Annotated in this window: 23 protein-coding genes and 1 pseudogene; 6 read left to right on the forward strand and 18 right to left on the reverse strand. The window is 65.8% G+C overall.

All coding sequences use genetic code 11. From position 1 onward, the window contains the following. Positions 1-1,467: phospholipase C (locus tag B1964_RS15390; protein ID WP_079930398.1), on the reverse strand; the 1,467-nt coding region annotated here is incomplete at its 3' end. A 207-nt stretch (positions 1,468-1,674) separates the two neighbouring features. Here B1964_RS15390 and B1964_RS15395 point away from each other — a divergent pair. From B1964_RS15395 to B1964_RS15405, 3 genes are all read left to right on the forward strand, one after another. After that, the gene (locus tag B1964_RS15395; protein ID WP_006373009.1) at positions 1,675-3,132 is read left to right on the forward strand and encodes an NAD(P)/FAD-dependent oxidoreductase; all 1,458 of its coding nucleotides are present in this window, start codon (positions 1,675-1,677) and stop codon (positions 3,130-3,132) included. Between the two features lie 99 nt (positions 3,133-3,231). Then, positions 3,232-3,666, forward strand: a complete 435-nt coding sequence (locus B1964_RS15400; protein ID WP_006373008.1) for a MarR family winged helix-turn-helix transcriptional regulator — start codon at positions 3,232-3,234, stop codon at positions 3,664-3,666. Next, the gene (locus B1964_RS15405) at positions 3,663-5,489 is read left to right on the forward strand and encodes an MFS transporter (protein ID WP_020171800.1); all 1,827 of its coding nucleotides are present in this window, start codon (positions 3,663-3,665) and stop codon (positions 5,487-5,489) included. Before B1964_RS15400 ends, B1964_RS15405 begins: the two co-directional genes overlap by 4 nt. Here the strand turns inward: B1964_RS15405 and B1964_RS15410 are convergent. Beyond that, positions 5,414-6,049 carry a GPR1/FUN34/YaaH family transporter gene (locus B1964_RS15410; RefSeq protein ID WP_079930384.1) on the reverse strand — a complete coding sequence of 212 codons (636 nt, stop codon included), beginning with the start codon at positions 6,047-6,049 and terminating at the stop codon, positions 5,414-5,416. The genes B1964_RS15405 and B1964_RS15410 overlap by 76 nt on opposite strands. A 193-nt stretch (positions 6,050-6,242) precedes the next feature. Between B1964_RS15410 and B1964_RS15415 the strand changes: the two genes are divergently transcribed. Next, complete coding sequence (locus B1964_RS15415; RefSeq protein WP_079930385.1) at positions 6,243-7,514, forward strand: chloride channel protein; 1,272 nt, start codon at positions 6,243-6,245, stop codon at positions 7,512-7,514. A 96-nt stretch (positions 7,515-7,610) separates the two neighbouring features. Here B1964_RS15415 and cynS read toward each other — a convergent pair whose 3' ends face one another. Together cynS and B1964_RS15425 are read right to left on the reverse strand one after the other, a co-directional pair. Continuing rightward, entirely contained in the window at positions 7,611-8,063 is a 453-nt protein-coding gene (cynS, locus tag B1964_RS15420) for a cyanase (RefSeq protein WP_079930386.1), read from the reverse strand. 135 nt (positions 8,064-8,198) lie between these two features. Further along, on the reverse strand, positions 8,199-8,435 hold the full coding sequence (locus tag B1964_RS15425; protein ID WP_079930387.1) for a DUF4190 domain-containing protein: 237 nt from the start codon (positions 8,433-8,435) through the stop codon (positions 8,199-8,201). Between the two features lie 209 nt (positions 8,436-8,644). On the opposite strand from B1964_RS15425, the gene B1964_RS15435 reads away from it, so the two are divergent. Beyond that, a complete protein-coding gene (locus B1964_RS15435; RefSeq protein WP_253194015.1) occupies positions 8,645-9,112 on the forward strand; it encodes a hypothetical protein in 468 nt (155 codons plus the stop codon). Between the two features lie 774 nt (positions 9,113-9,886). On the opposite strand, the gene B1964_RS15440 is transcribed toward B1964_RS15435, so the two are convergent. The 14 genes from B1964_RS15440 to B1964_RS30465 all read right to left on the reverse strand — a co-directional run bounded on the left by B1964_RS15440 (position 9,887) and on the right by B1964_RS30465 (position 17,472). Next, positions 9,887-10,543: a hypothetical protein gene (locus tag B1964_RS15440; protein ID WP_079930389.1), complete on the reverse strand. Its 657-nt coding sequence runs from the start codon at positions 10,541-10,543 to the stop codon at positions 9,887-9,889. Next, positions 10,543-11,904, reverse strand: a complete 1,362-nt coding sequence (locus B1964_RS15445; RefSeq protein WP_079930390.1) for a phage major capsid protein — start codon at positions 11,902-11,904, stop codon at positions 10,543-10,545. The genes B1964_RS15440 and B1964_RS15445 overlap by 1 nt, the downstream gene beginning before the upstream one ends. A 262-nt stretch (positions 11,905-12,166) precedes the next feature. After that, positions 12,167-12,439: a hypothetical protein gene (locus B1964_RS15450; protein WP_079930391.1), complete on the reverse strand. Its 273-nt coding sequence runs from the start codon at positions 12,437-12,439 to the stop codon at positions 12,167-12,169. After that, on the reverse strand, positions 12,436-12,825 hold the full coding sequence (locus B1964_RS15455; RefSeq protein WP_079930392.1) for a hypothetical protein: 390 nt from the start codon (positions 12,823-12,825) through the stop codon (positions 12,436-12,438). Before B1964_RS15455 ends, B1964_RS15450 begins: the two co-directional genes overlap by 4 nt. After that, entirely contained in the window at positions 12,818-13,186 is a 369-nt protein-coding gene (locus tag B1964_RS30455; protein ID WP_172398853.1) for a phage terminase small subunit P27 family, read from the reverse strand. The genes B1964_RS15455 and B1964_RS30455 overlap by 8 nt, the downstream gene beginning before the upstream one ends. 609 nt (positions 13,187-13,795) lie before the next feature. Further along, entirely contained in the window at positions 13,796-14,065 is a 270-nt protein-coding gene (locus B1964_RS15465; RefSeq protein ID WP_079930394.1) for a hypothetical protein, read from the reverse strand. Beyond that, entirely contained in the window at positions 14,062-15,618 is a 1,557-nt protein-coding gene (locus B1964_RS15470; RefSeq protein ID WP_079930395.1) for an AAA family ATPase, read from the reverse strand. The genes B1964_RS15465 and B1964_RS15470 overlap by 4 nt, the downstream gene beginning before the upstream one ends. After that, positions 15,618-15,926 carry a DUF2742 domain-containing protein gene (locus B1964_RS31565; RefSeq protein ID WP_079930400.1) on the reverse strand — a complete coding sequence of 103 codons (309 nt, stop codon included), beginning with the start codon at positions 15,924-15,926 and terminating at the stop codon, positions 15,618-15,620. Before B1964_RS31565 ends, B1964_RS15470 begins: the two co-directional genes overlap by 1 nt. A gap of 38 nt (positions 15,927-15,964) precedes the next feature. Continuing rightward, positions 15,965-16,111, reverse strand: coding sequence for a hypothetical protein (locus B1964_RS30460; RefSeq protein WP_172398854.1), 147 nt, complete (start codon positions 16,109-16,111; stop codon positions 15,965-15,967). Continuing rightward, entirely contained in the window at positions 16,108-16,302 is a 195-nt protein-coding gene (locus B1964_RS15480; protein WP_079930396.1) for a hypothetical protein, read from the reverse strand. The genes B1964_RS30460 and B1964_RS15480 overlap by 4 nt, the downstream gene beginning before the upstream one ends. Further along, positions 16,299-16,604 (reverse strand): hypothetical protein, encoded by a 306-nt coding sequence (locus tag B1964_RS30035; RefSeq protein WP_139765747.1) that lies wholly within the window; start codon positions 16,602-16,604, stop codon positions 16,299-16,301. Before B1964_RS30035 ends, B1964_RS15480 begins: the two co-directional genes overlap by 4 nt. Continuing rightward, complete coding sequence (locus tag B1964_RS15485; protein WP_079930397.1) at positions 16,601-17,005, reverse strand: hypothetical protein; 405 nt, start codon at positions 17,003-17,005, stop codon at positions 16,601-16,603. The genes B1964_RS30035 and B1964_RS15485 overlap by 4 nt, the downstream gene beginning before the upstream one ends. Then, positions 17,002-17,301 carry a hypothetical protein gene (locus B1964_RS30040; protein WP_139765748.1) on the reverse strand — a complete coding sequence of 100 codons (300 nt, stop codon included), beginning with the start codon at positions 17,299-17,301 and terminating at the stop codon, positions 17,002-17,004. The genes B1964_RS15485 and B1964_RS30040 overlap by 4 nt, the downstream gene beginning before the upstream one ends. Next, on the reverse strand, positions 17,302-17,472 hold the full coding sequence (locus tag B1964_RS30465) for a hypothetical protein (protein ID WP_172398855.1): 171 nt from the start codon (positions 17,470-17,472) through the stop codon (positions 17,302-17,304). It abuts the gene before it with no gap. Positions 17,473-17,716: 244 nt separating this feature from the next. Between B1964_RS30465 and B1964_RS30720 the strand changes: the two are divergent. Continuing rightward, positions 17,717-18,073 (forward strand): annotated as a pseudogene (locus tag B1964_RS30720) (hypothetical protein); the annotation flags it as partial.

Here is an 18,073-nt window from a genome sequence, read left to right on the forward strand (position 1 = left end):
CCGGCCGTGCCCGGCGGTCCCCGCCGCGATGTTGGGACCGCATTGCAGCAGTGCGTTCTGGGCGTCGGGATTGGGGTCGCCGAAGTGCGGCCGCGCGGAATTCGGCCGACTGCCGAAGTCAAAGGCCGAGGTCATGTCGCCGACGGTCGCACGGCGCCACGCCGTCAGGTTGGGCACGTCGACGCCGAACCGCTTCTCGATCAGCCTCAGCTGCGAGGTGTGGTCGAAGGTCTCCGAGGCCACGAGTCCGCCACGGCTGTAGGGCGAGATCACGAAGCAGGGCACGCGATAGCCGAGGCCGATGGGGCCGCGGATGCCCTTGGCTGCCGGGAACCGGTTGAGATCGCCGACGCTCACGTACTCGCCGGCGGTACCCGGAGGTGCCGTCGGCGGGGTGACGTGATCGAAGAAGCCGCCGTTCTCGTCGTAACTGATGATCAGGGCGGTCTTTTCCCACACCGCCGGATTGGACGTGAGGATGTCGAGGAGTTGCACGATGCCGACGGCGCCGAGGGCGGCGGGCAATGCCGGATGCTCGCATTCCATCGCCGGTGGGATCACCCAGGAGACCTTCGGCAGGCGGTTGGCCTTGACGTCTGCGGCGAAGTCGTTGGGGTAGGTGGGGGCGATACCGCGCTTGGCGAGTTCGGAATTCGGGTCCTGGGCCTGCTTGAAGCAGCCCATCATGCCGTCGAGGATCACCGACGAGACCGGCCCGAAGTCCTTGTTGTTGTAGATCTTCCAGCTCACCCCGGCCTCTTGGAGGTTCTCCGGCATGGTGCGCCACGAATAGACGAATTTGGGGATGAGCGTGGGGGTTTCGAGGAGCGGCCCACCGTGGCGGCCCTCCGGGTCGAGGGTTGCGCTCATCCAGTACAGGCGGTTGGGGTCGGTGGGTCCGAGTACCGAGCAGTGGTAGCCGTCGCACAGGGTGAAGGCCTCGGCGAGCGAGCGGTGGACCGGGATGTCCTCACGCTCGTAATAGCCCATCAACGCCGGGGCGTTGTCGGGGCCGACCGACTTGATCGACATCGGGAGCCAGCCGTCGTTGCGGCCGCCGTTCCAGGCCTGGTGCAGGCCGGCCCACGAATGGTCGGGGTCGTTGATGCACTCGCCGTCGAGGTTGGCCCCCGCGGTGGTGTCGAGCCGGAACGGCATGGTGTAGCCGCTGGGCGTCGGACCTTTGCCCGGCGCCCAGCCGTACTGCTTCCAGGCCGGGGATGCTTCACCGAAACCCCGTACGCCGGAATAGGTTCCGAAGTAGTGATCGAACGAGCGGTTCTCCTGCATGAAGAGCACGATGTGCTCGATGTCGGCGAGTGATCCGGTCCCGCCGGGATCGGCCGATGCATAGGCCTTGTCGATGATCGGTGCGGCCCACGAGGTGAGCAGTGCGCCGCCGCCGGTCGCGGCGACCCGTCTCAGGAATTCACGTCGACCCAGTCCTGCAAACATCGATGAACTCACATCTCCTCGTCGCGAACTCCCCACGGGGCAGGGTGCGCCCCGCTGTGACCCGCGGACAGTATCCGACCCACGCGAACGGTGGGTGAATCGGCTGTGATGCCCGCGAATCCCCTCAGCACCCTAGCCCGTCGAGGGGTTCGGGGATGCGCGTCGCCGGGATTGCCGGAGTTGTCGAATCCCGCATCCCGACGCGCCTACGGTGGAGGGATGTCCACGACAGCGACCTACGACGTCCTGGTGATCGGCGGCGGACCGGCCGGGGAAAACGCGGCCGATTACGCGATCCGCGGAAGCGACCGCACCGCCGCGATCATCGACCACGAACTCGTCGGCGGGGAGTGCTCGTACTGGGCATGTATGCCCAGTAAGGCGTTGCTCGGGGCGGGTGCCGCCTTGGACGGGGCTGCCGGTCTTCCCGGTGCTCGTCCGTCGCTGGCGTCGATGAGCCCGGACCGCGGCGCGCTGTTCGCCTGGCGTGACGACTTCACCTCCCACCGCGACGACGCCTCTCAGGTGCAGTGGGCGCGGTCGGCCGGCATCGACGTCATCCGTGGACACGCGCGGCTGGTCGGGGATCGGGAGGTCGAGGTGAGCGGCGCCGAGGGCACCCGGCGGTTGCGCGCACGCCGGGCGGTGGTCCTGGCGACCGGCAGTACCGCCACCATCCCGCCGATCCCGGGCCTGGCCGCCGCGCTGCCCTGGACTTCCCGCGACGCCACCAACATGCTCGACGTACCGCGCCGGGTGGCGATCCTCGGCGGCGGCGTGGTGGCGTGCGAGGCGGCGACCTGGCTCACCGATCTCGGCGCCGCGGTCACCCTGCTGGTCCGGGGTGATCGCCTCCTGGCGAATGCCGAACCCTTTGCCGGACAACGGGTTGCTGACGCACTGTCCGAGCGCGGCGTCGACGTGCGCTTGCGCGCCACGCTCGCCGAGGTGGATAGGGACGACGCCCGTGACACCGGATACGGTCGGCGCCACGGTGGGCCGGTCCGGGTGCGCATCGCCGGGCGCGACGGCGCGGTGACCGACGAGATCGAGGTGGACGAGATCATCGTTGCCGCCGGTCGCACACCCGCGACCACCGACCTCGGTCTCGAGGTCCTCGGCATTGATCCGCACCAACCGCTCGACGTCGACGACCATCTCACCGTCGGCGAGCACTCATGGCTCTATGCGGTCGGCGACGTGAATTCACGTGCGCCCTTGACCCACATGGGCAAGTACCAGGCCAGGGTGGCCGGTGAGGTGATCGCGGCCCGTGCCGACGGCACCGATCTCGTCGACCCCCGTTACCGCGCCTCGGCCGATCACGGGGCCGTGCCCCAGGTGGTCTTCACCCGCCCGCAGGTCGGCAGCGTCGGACTCACCGAACGCGCCGCGCGCGAGGCGGGCATCGATGTGCAGATCTCGGCGCTCGACATCGCGGTCGCCGGATCATCGCTCGAACGCGACAATTACCGCGGTCATGCGCAACTGGTGATCGACCGGTCCCGCGATCTGCTCGTCGGGGTCACCTTCGTCGGTCCCGAGGTCGCCGAACTACTGCACTCGGCAACCGTGGCCGTCGTGGGAAGGGTTCGGCTGCAACAGCTCTGGCATGCGGTGCCGTCGTATCCGACGGTCAGTGAGGTATGGCTGCGGCTCCTGGAGCAGGTGCACTGAAGGTTTCGACGCGCCGATCGCGGATGCTGTCGGAAATACCCCGTTTGCGCGGTACGAGACATTTGATCAACCAAAACTGATAAGCCTAGGCTGTCGATCATGACCGATGACGACATCCTCGACGTCGCGGCGGGACTGAGGCTCACGCTCGGCGTGCTGTTGCGACGGCTCCGGGCACATCGCAATCCCGACGATCCGAGTGTCCCGGAGACGACGGTGCTGGCACGACTGGACCGCGACGGTGAGAGCACCGCAGCCGAACTCGCCCGCCGCGAACAGATCACGCCGCAGTCGATGGGGGTCACGATCTCGTCGTTGCTCTCCGGGGGACTCGTCGCCAAGGCTCCCGACCCCGCCGACGGTCGGCGTGCGGTGCTGCGACTGACCGCCAAAGGCCGTGCGGTGCTCGGTGATCGGCGCAACCATCGCACCCAGGCCATCGCGACCGCCATGACCTCGGTCCTCGACGCCGACGAGATCCGAGTCGTCGCTGCCGCTTTGCCCCTGCTCGACCGGGTGGCCGAGGCCCTGTGAGCGCGCCGACGGACGAGAAAACGGTCACCGACGACCCCGGCTATCGGTGGGTGGCACTGTCGAACACGACTGCCGCGGTGTTCATGTCGGCGCTCGACGGGTCGATCGTCATCATCTCGTTGCCCGCCATTTTCCGCGGTATCGGACTGGACCCGTTGGCGTCACAGAACATCGGTTTCCTGCTCTGGATGATCATGGGTTATCGGTTGGTGCAGGCGGTGGCCGTCACCACGCTGGGCCGGCTCGGCGACATGTTCGGTCGTGTGCGGATCTACAACGCGGGATTCGCGGTCTTCACCGTCGCGTCGATCCTGTTGTCGTTCGACCCTTTTCACGCGTCCGGCGCGGCGATCTGGCTGATCGCGTGGCGGTTGCTGCAGGCGCTCGGCGGATCGATGCTCACCGGCAATTCGGCTGCCATCCTCACCGACGCGTTCGCCTCGGATCGCCGGGGATTCGCGTTGGGGCTCAATCAGGTTGCCGCGCTCGCCGGACAGTTGAGCGGACTGGTCCTCGGTGGTCTGCTGGCCGCATGGGATTGGCGGGCGGTGTTCTGGGTGAATGTCCCGGTCGGCGTCTTCTTCACGGTGTGGGCCTACCGGAAACTCCGCGACAACGGCGAACGCCATCCGGGGCGGATCGATTGGTGGGGCAACGGGTCGTTCGCGTTCGGTCTCTCGGCGATACTCATCGCCATCACCATCGGACTGCAGCCCTACGGCGATCACACCATGGGCTGGGAGAATCCGGTCGTGGTGGCGCTGCTGGTCGGGGGCGTGGTGTCGTTGATCGCCTTCGGTCTCATCGAGAGTCGGGTGGCCGAACCGATGATCGAGCTGACGCTCTTCCGGATTCGGGCTTTCACCGCCGGAAACCTGGCGGCACTGTGTGCGTCGCTGGCGCAGGGCGGACTCCAGTTCGTGTTGATCATCTGGCTGCAGGGCATCTGGTTGCCGCTGCACGGCTACGATTTCGCCGACACCCCGCTGTGGGCGGGAATCTTCATGCTGCCGTTGACATGCGGGTTCTTCGTCGCCGGCCCGCTGACCGGTGCGCTTTCGGATCGGTTCGGTGCCCGCGGCTTCGCCACGGTCGGCATGGTGCTCTTCGGATCGAGTTTCGTCGGCCTGTTGTTCCTGCCGATCGTGTTCCCGTACTGGGCGTTTGCGTTGTTGATCGCGCTGAACGGAATCGGCACCGGCATGTTCGCCGCACCCAACACCTCCTCGATCATGGGAAGCGTTCCCGCCCGGTATCGAGGGGTGGCGTCCGGGATGCGGGCCACCTTCCAGAACTCCGGGACCGCACTGTCGATCGGTGTCTTCTTCTCGTTGATGATCGTGGGCCTCGCCGCGCATCTGCCCGAGACCATGTCAGCGGGATTGCAGCAGCAGGGTGTGCCCGCCGGGGTCGCCGGTGAGGTCGCCAATCTGCCTCCGGTGGCTTCGCTGTTCTCGGCGCTGTTGGGCGTCAATCCGATTGAACATCTCCTCGCCGGCACCGGAGTGCTCGGTCACCTGAGTACGGCCCAGCAGCAGGCACTCACCGGTCACGAGTTCTTCCCTGATCTGTTGTCCGGACCGTTCCACGACGGACTCGTCATCGTCTTCGTCGCCTCGATCGGGTTGTCGATCTGTGCGGCCGTCGCCTCACTGCTACGCGGTGCCCCCACGGCGCCGACGCTGACGTCGACGCCGGAGGTCGTGCGCACAGGAGACGACGACAGCAGGGGTCACGACACCAGAGCTCACGACAGCAGTGGACGTCCCAGTGGCAGCGCCGAGCCGCCGGTGGAACTCGACATCGCGTCGAAGAACAGATAGGCGCCGACCGCGGCGAAGGCGAACACCACCCAACCTGCGGCCGTCTGAATGGTGCTACTGCCCTGCGCGGTGGCCACCAGGACCAGAATCAGTGCGACGTCGATGAGGACGAAGAGCAGGGTGAACGCGAACGGAAGGCGCAAGGTGGCCAAGGTCAGCATCACGATCACCACCACCCACGAGGTGAGGAACACCTCCTGCGTGGCCACGGCGTTGTCGGCTCCGACGCCGTACCAGTTGTGGGCGAGACCGAGCACGAGTGCTGCGTAGCTGAGCCAGAATCCGGCGAAGATGCCGAAGACCGCGGCCACGGCGTTCTGCGCGAGCGACAATGCCCACACGGCGGCGACGAGTTGTCCGATTCCGGTGGCGGCCAGGATGATCGGAATCGACGCGCCGACTGCGGTCGCCGGGACGAATCCGATCAGCACCATCCCGAGTGCCACCGATCCGACGATGAAGGTCGGGACGCCGATGGTCGCCGGATTGCCCACGGGCGCCGGCGGTGCGGTATCGGCGGTGGTGTTCACATCGGGTGGGGCAAGTGCAACGTCGGTCATGGGGTGTCCTTCGCGGAGAGAATGGCATTCATCGGCGATGCCGATCGTCAACGTAGGCGCGTTGTGTCCGGGGTCACAATGATTGGTCGACAATCCTACTCCGCGACTGGCCATCAGGTCAGCGGGTCAGTACACCCCTTGGCGAGTGCCTCGCCGACCGCGATCCCGGCTCGCCGGGTGACACTGCCGCATCATGGACAGCGTGATGCGTAGGTTCGGCTGGTTCGTGCTCGGCGTGATCGCCGCGGGTGTGCTGGCCGGTCTCGCCGGTGGCGCCACCGCCGTGGTGCTCAAGGCGATTCAGCATGTGACGTTCGGATACTGGTCGGGCACACTGCTCGACGGCATCAGCGCAGCGACTGCCTGGCGTCGCGTGGCCGGACCCGTGGTTGGGGGAGCACTCGCCGGTGCCGGCTGGTGGTGGTTACGACGTCGTCGGCAACTGATCCCACTGACCGTCGCGATCGAGCGCGGGGAGCCGGTGGCGACAGCCCCTCGCGCGGCCGACTCGTCGCTGCAGATCCTGCTGGTCGGGACCGGGGCATCGCTGGGCCGAGAGGGAGCTGCCCGCGAGTTCGCGGCCGTCGCCGCAGACCTCGTACTCCGCCGAATCCCGTTGCCGGAATCGGACATCCGGGTGTTGCTGGCGTCGGCGGCCGGCGCCGGGCTCGGCGCGGTGTACAACGTGCCGTTGGCCGGTGCATTGTTCACCGTCCAGCTCCTGCTGTGTTCGTGGCGCTCTCGCGAGGTGCTCACCGCGACGTTGACGTCGGTGGTGGCCGTCGTCGCGGCGTGGCCGGTCGTCGGCGATCGGCCGACATTCGTCTGGCCCGGCGCCGATCTCACCGCGGCGGTCGCGGTGGTCGCACCGGGCGCCGTGGCGGCGAGCATGGTCCTGGGTGCGGCGTTCTCGCGGCTGATGAGTCATGTTCAGCGACAACCGGTCTCGGGATGGTGGTTGATTCCTGGGCTGACCGGTGCCGGTGCGCTGACCGGCATCAGCGCGCTGTGGTTTCCCGAACTACCCGGCAACGGCAAGTCCATCATCACCGAATCACTCGGCGGCGGTGGGCCTCTGCTCACGGTGGTGGCCGTGGCGCTGCTCAAACCCGTCCTCACCGCCATTCATCTGCGTGCCGGTGCGGTCGGCGGCCTGATCACGCCGGCACTGGCCACCGGCGCCGCATTCGGGGCGGCCGTCGCGATCCTGGCCGAGCATTGGACCGGCTGGGACATCAATCCCGCCGCGGTCTCTTTGCTCGCCGCCGCGGCGTTTCTGGGTTTCTCCCAACGAGCGCCGCTGTTCGCCGTCGTCTTCGCGTGGGAGCTGGCACATCCGCCACCGATGTTCCTGTGTGCCCTGGCCCTGATCGTGGTGGTGGGGTACGCGGTGCAGACGGGGGTTCCGATTCTGCGACGGAACGGGATTGGTGGTCGCTTCGCGATCCGCCGGCGTGGCCCCTGAGCCGTACCGGTGCTGACGCCGCCGCCGGGTGTAGGCGATTCTGGGGTGGCGGTGACCCGAACGCCGGCACCGGCGACAAGTGGTCCCGGAGTTCGGCTACCAGCGGTAGTCGAGGAACTTCCCGTCGAAGGTGACCACGACGCGGTCGCCGTCGGGATCGGGTCGGCGAGCGAAGTCGACCTTGAAGTTGATGGCGCTCATGATGCCGTCGCCGAACTCTTCGTGGATCAGTTCCTTGAGCGCCGGACCGTACACGGCCAGCGCCTCGTGGAAACGGTAGATCGTCGGGTCCGATGCGGCTGCATCGTCGGCGGTGCGGGTCGGTTGGCGCACGAGACTCTCCACGACCCTGTCGTCGAGTCCCAAGAAGGCAGACAGCGTGATCGCCTTGTCGGCGGGAACCGGATGTTGGCCCAGCAGTGCCGCGACCGTCCACACCAGCGGTGCGTCGATGTGCTCGGCGATGTCGGCCCAGGTCAGGCCTCGTCGAATGCGTTCGGCGACGATCAATTCCGCGGCGTGTGATTTCGGCATGATGGCGGTGGACATCGGGTCTCCTCTGCTGGTGCGGATGATTCACCCACCTTGACCACCGTGGTGGCATTCGTCCACCGGAAAGCCGATCCCGCCGCGCAGTGCGCGGCGAGATCGGCCCGGGGTGTGGTGACCACGGGGCTTGGTGACTCAGTGGCTCGTGACGGCGATGATCACCCCGATGATGCTCAGCACGATGGAGATCCAGCCCAGCACGACCCCGGCCCGGGCCTTGCCGTGTCCGACGGGGGATTCGGCCTGCGCCTGACGACCGACGATGATCGCCGGAATACCTGCGATCAGGCCGAGACAGAAGATCGAGACGATCCCCAGCACCAAGCTGACCGTGGCCTTCGTGTTCTTCTGCACCGGGTTGATGACGTTCATGAATTAGTCGGTCCTTGAATATGGCCGTGTCGGAGCACTGTGGTGGATATGGCCGTCCGTCGATGTCGGATTCCCCTGGATGTAGATGATTTCGTGATCGCCGATCCGGGGTCAGCAGACTTTATACAGAAGCGGTGGACAGCGGCAACACGACTGCGGTATTTGTTCATCGGACACTTTCGTGTCCGTCTACGACGAGGAGAAGTTCGATGCGCCGCTCCACTCTCATTGCTGTCACCGCCACGATGGCCGCCACTGTCTTATTTGCCGGATGCGGAACGAATTCCGATTCGTCGTCGACGGACGACAGCAGTTCGGCGACATCATCGGTGGCTGCGGCGGCCCTTTCCAAACGGGATTTCATCAAAGCCGCCGACGCCGTCTGTGCAGCAGATAATTCCCAGGCGTCGCAGAGCGCGTCGAGTATTCCGGCCGGTCCGTCGGGCGCCGAGCAGCAGAAGGATTTCTTTCTCAGCACGTATCGCACCGAGCTCCAGAAGCTGCGCGTCCTGACGCCGCCGCCCGAGGACCAGGCTGCCGTCAACGACATCTGGAATGCCCTGGATCAGGGCCTATCCACCGTCGCCAGCAGTCCAGCGGGTCAGTTCGAGAATCCATCGCTGGACAAGGCCAACCAACTGGCGAAGGCCTATGGGATGAAGGTCTGCGGCAACTGAGCGGCCGGGTGTGAACGTCGCGCTTACCGGGAGGAAGTTGTTTCCCGGTAACCGCGTGTTCGGTTATTGGTGGAGAGGGATATCGATTGCCGGCGTTTCGCTCGCACAACCCAGGGGCCGCACCAGCGCATAATTATTGAGACCAGTACCGAATATCGGGAGAACTCAGACCAGAGTTCTGCTGCGATATCGCTGTGGATCGGTTTGTCGCTTTTGCCGATTGATCACTGGCGGTAAACCTGTTGCGGAATTCGCCATATTGTTTCCCTACGTAGCGGCGGCCAAGCGCGTTGATTCCTCTTGGTGGCCGATATTCTCCGGACGGGTGTGTCGCTTTCGCGGATATTGCTGGAGTGCGTTATGGCCGTTTCGGCGGATCCGGTTTCGGCTGTTTTCTCGGTGGCGGCGGGAACCCGGATATCGGGTCGCCTGCTTCATGGGTGTCATGCGCGAAGTGCTTGCCCGGCGCCCATGGCCGAGGAGAAGGCTCACCCCGTGGTGCCCCCAGTCGGACTCGAACCGACACTGGGCGGATTTTAAGAAGGCACCGCGTGATCTTCTGGGGTCTTGGCGAATACGTCAACACACAGTGACCTGCACAGACAGTACGTGTGAATCCATCTTGATTCGGCCGCGTCGTACCGAGTTGAGGCACGCATGAGGCACCGAGGGTACGCACTGGCGCGTACTCCTGGCACGCGAGAGCCCCGACACCAGGAGAAGCGGTGCCGGGGCTCTGCCGTTCCCGCGCATCCACGGACGCGGGAGGTTCTGTCAGAACCCGGCGATGCGGGCTCGTAGTGCTGCGGCCTTGGCCGAGACCAGGGCGTCGGTGGCCTTGTTCGCGCCGTCGGATTCGCCGTCCTGGTCGTCGGGGGCGGCCTCGTCGTCCGGGACGCACTGCGCGCCGGCCATCACCACCGCATCGTGCGCGGCCTGGACCATCGCCTGATCGGATGCCGAGTTGCGGGCGCCGGCCTTGGCGAAGACCTCGGTGAGTACCTCGGTGATTGTCTTGGCTGAGAGCACCCGGGCATCGGGATTGCTTGGCGTGTAGACGATTCCGCAGCCGAGGAGTTCGCGTTGCCCGGTGTCGGGGTCGACGAGGAACTCCACGGACGCGCCGGAGAGGTGCCCGTCCTTGACCAGCGACCGCACGTGCTGGGCGCGGTCAGTGCTGGCGAACGTCCCGGCGATGCGCAGGTTCCCCGCGGCGTCGAGGTAGGGTCGCCCGGACCCGATGACCCCGGCCGAGGACATGTCGTGATCGGCCGAGATCGGGATACGTTCGGGCAGTGGGGTTTTCCACCCGGCAGGGAGCAACGTGTCGCCGTCGCGGTCCTTCGTCGGAGTCGAGGCGAGGATGTCGAGATCCCCGGCCTCGTCCGCGCCGACGGTGGCCGGTGCGGTCTTGCGGATCGCGGTGGACATCAGCCGACCACCCCGGTCAACACGAGGCCGGCCGTCGGACGAGGCACCTCGAGGCCGATACGTTCCTCGACGACGGTGAGGATGCTGTTGGTGCCCATCAGCTCGGCGCCCTGCGACGAGGTGAACATCGTGAAGCCCTCACGCACAACAACTCTGGCGTACTGGGTGGAGTCGCATACCAGGATCGTGCCGTCGGCGATCATCGTGGTCTGGCACACCCGTAGGCCCCAAATCTGGGGGATCTCCCCGTCACTGGCGGGCTCGGCGAGCAGGAACCGGCCGAGGGTGTCAGAGGCGCCTCGCAGTGCGGCGTAGGTGTTTGGCGAGCAGATCATCGTGTCGGCGTGGGCGAACGAGGACCCGGTCCGCAGCATCGCGACGCTGTGATTGAGAGCACGAAGACCGGGCGATCCGGCAGCGGTGTCCGAGCTGGGCACCGCGTAGGTCAGGCCCGCAGCGGCGAGCAGGCCGGTGGCCGCGGTGGTGGCCGCGGGCTCGTCCTCGGGCGCGGAGTTGAGCAGGAACCGGCTCTCGGCGTCGACCATGAGCCGCGACAACTCGGCAGGGATCATCTGCTGCACAAAGGTCTCGTAGTCGCGCGCGAGCTCGTAGCTGTAGGTGTACTGCGCGGCGATTTTCGAGACCTTGCCGACGACAACGTCGTTGCCGAACGTGACGACCGGCTTGGTTGCCATCTCAGCGGTCACCCCGGGCCCGCCGGTGCTCGTGTTGTGGCGGACGTACTCCCAGGTCGGGGTCGAGATGGCCTGCTGCGGGAAGAGACTCGAGACTCGGGTCTCTTCGAGCGGTTGGGCCAACGGCGGGAACACGGTCGGCAGGATCGCCCCCGAGGTCACACCGGACCCGGAGGTGGCACCGTCGAAGGCGCCCTTGGTGCGGATCGCCGCGGCGTGGGCCTTGTTCATCGAGTCGATGCGCGCGGACTGCCCCGAGGTCGCAGCTCCGAGGAATCCCTTCCAGCCGACCTCGGTCACGGCCGCGGGCGAACCGATCAGCGATCCGCCCGCCACACCCCGATGGGTCGACTTCGTGGTGGTGCCTGCGGCGTCCGGCGGCCCGTCGAGGTTCTCGGTGGTGCCCCCGAGAAGTGCGACGTACCTCGGGTCGCGGGTCGGCCCGGCGGCCTTGGCCTCGACGTCGGCCAGGAGGGAGCCGATCTCGTCGAGCTTGGCGGCCTTCTGCTCCGGTCGCCACGACTTGGTGGTCTCGACGGTCTTGATGAGCGCGTCGGCGATCCGGCCGGCCTCACCGACCTTGGCTCTGCGCTGCGCCTCGGTGACGCAACCTCCGAGTGCAGCGTCGACGTTGCGGAGGTCATCGAGGGTAGGGGTGTTCGTCATGGGAAATCCCTTTCAGGTCAAGAGGATTCGGCCCAACAAGGGCACGAGAAAATGAGGGGATCGCCCGACCAGGCGAAAGAGCGACACCGATGGTCGCGTTGGTCGCCGCAACCATCGGCGTCCGGGTGAGCGTCAGCGTGCGGCGATCAGAGCGGCTCGTCCGTCCGGCTGGGGGCCGAAGCGCCATGCCACGGTGGACGGCGAGCGGGACGATCACGGGACACCGACTACTCACCCTGAGTATCGCACATAGGTGCGACAGTCAGCCACCGGTCAGATCGTTGATCTCGCCCAAGCCTTCTTCGAGCTGAATCAGCCTCTCCCATGCTGCGAACAGTCGCGGATGTGTTCCGGGCCCGTCATGGGCAGCTGCTACTGCGGCCTCGGCGAATTCCACAACGAAGTCGGCGTTGGTGTCGTCCGAGGCCTTCGCGAGTTCAAGCAGGGTTTTCGCTGTTACTTCTCGGTCGTAACCTGGGACAAGTTGCCTCGAGCGCTTCACTGCGTTGATGGCGTCGGTGAGTTCTTGGTTCATTGTGCTGACCTTCTCTTGTAGTCGGTGCGCTCGCCGAGATTGCGGCCGAGCACACTGGTCCATATTTGATCCTTCAGTGATAGCCCGTCCGGACCGTCAATGAGGCGGGATAGATCACCTGGCAGGAAGCCGTGATCCAGCGTCGGTAGGGGGTCGGCCGGATCGACCCCCACCTCGGTTGCGACGACGGCCAGCGCATCCCGAAGTGCCGCGAAGTCACGCTCGGCCTTCGGCGTCGGGTCCTCTCGCCACTGCGCGCGTACCCGCTCCAAAGCGCAGCCGATCTGGGCGTAACGGTGGACCGCGCGGGCTGAGGCTGACGGCCATTGCTGGCGTGTCCACGCGGCGATCTCCGAGGCTCGCTCGGCGTTCCACTTCTCAGCCATCGCCGAGTCCCAGAGCGTCGAGCAGACCGTCCACGTCTGCGTGGCCCTCGGTGATCTCCGGAGGGGTCAGTGGGATCGCCTTGGCCATCGCGTTGAGCGAGTCGAGCAGTTGGCGCACCGCGATGAGCGCCGGGTTGCGCACCGACTCGCCGGAGTTGCGGCCGGCGATGAGCACGCCGTTGCGCCGAACATCAGCGAGCACCTCGCGATACAAGACGTCGGTCTCGCAGTACCGGCAGACCATTTCGAGGTCGACGGCGCCGACGCGCCCCTGGGCGAACAGTTTCGCCACGACGCGATCCCAGACGACCCGTGCGTCGGAGTCGAGAGGCCGGGGCGGCTCCGGAACTACCTCGGGCACGATGGCCCTCCTTTCGGTTGGATGGTCGGAGAGTCCCCCTGGTGGGGCGACCTTTTTTGGTGTTGGGCGCACTTGTCGTGCGCGTCGGCCTTGCAAGCGGTCATCGGCCGTTTTCGCGTAGAGGTCGGACCGTCCCCCGGCCCTCCCGCGATGAAACATGTGTAATTCCTGGCCCTCCGCGCGATTTCGGCCACTGCCGATGGAGTCCCTGGCGGCAATGGCTGAGAGATGGTGCCCTCCCCGACCCTGCTGGGCTCTCCGTCCCGGCGGCCTCGGAGGGGCGGTACCTGCCCTCCCGCACTGCCAGGGGGTTGACCGGCCGCGCCGGGGTCGGGTCCATCCCGAGTCTCTGCGCGGAGATCCTGCGACGAGCCCAGGGATGGTGACCACCGGCACGGGGTGGTGACCTCGGGGTCTCAGGAGGGCCGGGGTGGTGACCATCTCGTCACCACAGGTCGCCCTCCGAGGCGACTGGGTTGCGACAGGGGGTTCCCGCTTTGGTGGGGGCACCGCACCGGGGTGGTGCCGGTCGCGCTGGGAGTGGCCGTTGACGCTGCACGTAGACCGCACGCAATCCGTGCCGAAGGGCGACCGTCTCGGGGTTCTGCATCAGGCATCCCTCGGCGGTGTAGATGACCATGTGACGTGGTTCTGCGTCTGGATATGAGGCAGTCGGTCGGACTCACGCACGAGACACAGGAAGTCGAAGTGATCCCCAACCGCGTCAGCGTGAGTGACCCTGGCGTCGCAGAGGACCCGCGCGTGATGGTCGGCGGCGAGGTCGAGCACCCGGACGTACACCTCGTGCGCTGTGGTGCTTTCCGGCGCTATCTCGCGGGCATTGCGGACGAAGTAGTGGGCGTAGAGCTGCTCGGTCATGCCGACTGGCCCTTGCTCGTCTTCGGTGGCACGGTCAGCTTGCCTTGTCGAACGAGGTCGGCGACGAGGCGACGTTGTGCCGCTGGATCGCCGCAGTTCTCGCACAGACCGTCGGCATCGAGTGGCACGCCGCTCACAAAGCAACCGCTGCATGGTGTGTTCATCAACGTCTTCCTGTTCGGTTTCGGGTTGTCGGAGACAACGTGAAGATCGGCCTTCTTGTGCGCTCGCACGCACGCCGCGATGCTCGTGTGGTAGCCGTCGCGGCGGTCGTCGTCGAACACCAGCGGGTCAGCGCAGTGTGGACATGTGGCGGATGCATCGTCGCCAATGACGACACTGTTCTCAGGCTTGTCGCTACTGCGATTCTCGTCAGTAGCGACAGCAGTAGCGACATCACGTTTTGCCTGGTCAGGCTCAGTAGCGACAGCAGCGTCAGTAGCGACAAGGTCAGTGGACACGGGGCTGTCGTCACTGTCACTCGAACCGCCCGTGTCGCCACTGACGACCTCGCCGTCGATGACGTCAACGAGGCGCCAATACGCCTTCCGTGGGAATCCCCGGGCCTCCGAAACGACGCGCGAGCCATTGAGGCGAGTTCCGCGCTCGACCGTGCGGACACTGATGCACAGTTCTTTCGCGCAGGCCTTCTTGACGACCGCGGCGTCGGTCTCGCCGTTCTCGCCGAGGTAGTCCTCGACCCACCGCAGGGCGGCGCGGCGATCGTCGCCATCATCATCCGGCGTCGATGCTCGGCGCGCGTCATCGACGGTGGTGTCGACGTCGCCGGTGAACACGATCCGGCCGACCTCGTCGATCCCGTGCTCGGGTAGGGCGACATTCTCGAATCGGTAGCCGATCGATCGGGGGGATGGCGACAGGTTGCCCTTCACGTCGGAGATGACGCCCTCGGTCTCGCCGTCGTCGCGGTGGAAGGCGAGGACCTGGCGGGGAACGTCTGTCCACTCCGATGCACCCTTGACCGCGTCACGAGCCTTGCGCTCACCATCCTTGCCGAGGTGGGCGATACCGAGGACCACCGCGTTCAGCCGACCCGCCATCCGCTGGATAGGCTCGAGGAACGCACGCACATCATCACCAGAGTTGGCGCTCATTCGCGACGACTTGAACGACGTGAGGGCGTCGAAGACCACGAAGCAACACCCCATGTCGACAAGACCTTCTTCAAGCCGGTCGATGTCCCGCGGAAGCTGTAGCGACGCCTCGGAGATCGTGCCGTCCTCCATCAGCACCCCGACGTCGAGGAACTTGATCAGGTCGAGATCCGCGCCGGCGGCGAGCAGCTTTGGTGTGATGTGCATGGCCCGGTCCTCCTCGGAGTGCAACCAAGCGACGGTCTCACCCCGTCTGGTGGCCTCGGCGGCCCACGCCGCACACGCCGTCGACTTCCCCGCATTGCCACGCCCCGCAGGGACAGTCAGCACCCCGCGAGGAATCAGGTGTGTCTCCCACCAGTCGACGCGCACCGGTTGCACCTCCGATCCGCTGGTCCAGGTGAACACCCGCGAGTCAGCGGGCCTACCCTCCGTCATCAGGACACCTTTCGTGGAATGTATGCGCCGGATCGGATGGCCTCGTCGCGGTCACGGACCCGTCTGGCGACAGCGGCCCAGTCCCGAGCCTCGGACACGCCGGCCGCTGCCTGTTTGAGAGCGCTTCGCTGACAATGGATTTCGTCAAGTTCCCGTTCTAGAACCCACCGAGAACCGGCAATGACGAGAGCCGCCAACTTTCTCGAGTCGGTGTCGTTGAGCGCCGCCCACTCCGGACTCCCGGCGATCGGCAACACCACAGGCGCGCCGATCCCGGTCAAGGTGGGCACGACCGGCCGGCGGTACATGTAATCCCGTACCGCCAGCCAGTCGAGCCCTTGAGAGTTCACCGTCGCGAGTCCTCGTCGACAAGGGTCTCGATGACCCTGCGCCACAACATGTCCCGCATGTGCGCACCCTCGGCGCGGCCGAGCAGAAACGACACCGAGGACGTGGCGAGTACTGCCGCCGACACGACGATCGCGGCCGTCACTGCTCAGCCTCGGTCACGAGTCGCAGGCCACGCGGGTGAGCCACTGGCCGGTCGGGAATTGCGATGCGATCGTGGATTGGCGCAAGTGCCGAGATGATCGAGGCGATGTCGGTGTTGGTCAGCCTCGATTCAGGAATCTCCCCCATTAGCGAACGCAGCGACCCGAGCAGTTCGTCCTTGGGCGCGGTCACGAGGTCACACTCCGGGCGTGGGTGATTGCGCCGATCAGCGCATCGACGAGGTCCATGGCCTCGTTGACCGTCATGTACGCGTCCTCGTCGATCCGGACATCGTCCTGGATGTGTACATAAATCGACGGTGCATCGTCGCCGTCGACGAGCATCACTCCGGCACCGACTGTGAGTGTCGTTCGGTATGGCCCGCTCTGTGATGCGTGAACGTAGACGTCATCGAAGTGCTCGTCGTGGTTTGGGTGGTCGGCGATTGAGCACCAGGTGTAGGCGCAGTATCGCTGTGCCGTTATGCTGGTCATCGGTTCTCCTTCTCATGGGATGGGTGGGAAACGTTGGCCTCGGAATCGGTTGCCGCCGATCCGGGGCCGTTTTCGTGCGCGATGTCGTCGCAGACGTCCTTCACCGCGAAGGCGAGATCGCGTAGGCGATCGCGAAACGGGTCCTGCTGGGGCATCTCGGTGAGCACGTCTGCGAGCAGGTCCGCAGCTCGGTCGAGCATCCTCAGCCGCACGCGTGGATCGAGAATGTCGTCGCAGTCCCGCGTGTGCCGGCCGACGCCGCCACAGCAGCGGTGCAACGTCGAGTCGACGATGGGGCTGGTTCGCTCCACCGGCCGTGTGAACCGTGCGGGCCCGGCGAATTCCTCGGCGCCGAGGCCTGTGTCAGCCTGAGCATCAAGACGGTTATATTGGTCGTTCATTGTGAATCCTCTATGGCGTGTACGAATTTGCGGAGCGCGTTGAGCGCCGCGTAGGTCTCACACATCAGTCGGCGTTTGTCTTCGGGATGAACCTCCTGGGGTTGGATCAGGCCAGATGTCGCGATCTCGGCGATGGCCTGAATGTCCTTGCAGACGTTGACTGCCATCTCGGTCGGCGAATTCTTGATCGGTCGTGGCCCGCCCTTTCCGGGCTTTGGGTTCCGCCGCGGTCGCTGATCGAGATTGTTGAGTCCTTGCCCGCCCGTAGGCGCTGGGGTCGGCTCGGTGGCAGTCATTCAGGCAGCACCAGCTTCAAGCCGTTCGATGTACTCGGCAATCTGCTTGTCGGTGCTGAATCTGCGCGACCCGATGGTCACCGAGCCGAGCTCGCCCGATGCCCAGAGATTGAAGATCGTGGACCGGCTGATCCCTCCAAGTAGCTCGCTCACTCGCTTCCAGTCGTGCATGGCAGTTCCTCTCGATATTCCTGTCACGCAGAGGTTGGATAGAAGTTCTGCGCTGTACGCCAAAGTACATACGAATCTAGCGGAGCGCAAGAATTTGGTCCACACTTGGCGTGTGGCGAATAGTGAATGGGATGGTGAGCTGGTTCGGCGCGTAGGCGCAGAAGTCAAGCGACTTCGAGGTGGCCGATCGGCGCAGTGGCTTTCGGATCGCACGGCCGAGCTGGGCCGGAGGGTGCCGGCGACCGTGATCGCGAAACTGGACTCAGGACATAGAGGCTCGGTCCTACATGTCTCGGAATTGCTCATTTTGGCTGCGGCACTTGATGTTCCACCGGCGATGCTGCTGTATCCCGATCTGCCCTACGGCGAGGTGGAGGTACTGCCCGGAGTGTCGCTCACCTCGTTGCAGGCTGTGTTCTGGATTGGCGGTGAAGTCCCACCGCCACAAGGGATTCCGCAACTGACACTTGGTTCTCGTGAGCGCATGGCGAGGTCTCGCCACGCAGAACGTGCTATGCGCGAGGCGATGCGGTTGCAGGCCGAATCGACAAACCGCGATCTACCTGGGGATGTCCGTCCGCTGCTGTGGCAGGGGGGGTCC

Source organism: Gordonia sp. i37 (assembly GCF_002043085.1).
Classification (GTDB): Bacteria; Actinomycetota; Actinomycetes; order Mycobacteriales; family Mycobacteriaceae; genus Gordonia; species Gordonia polyisoprenivorans.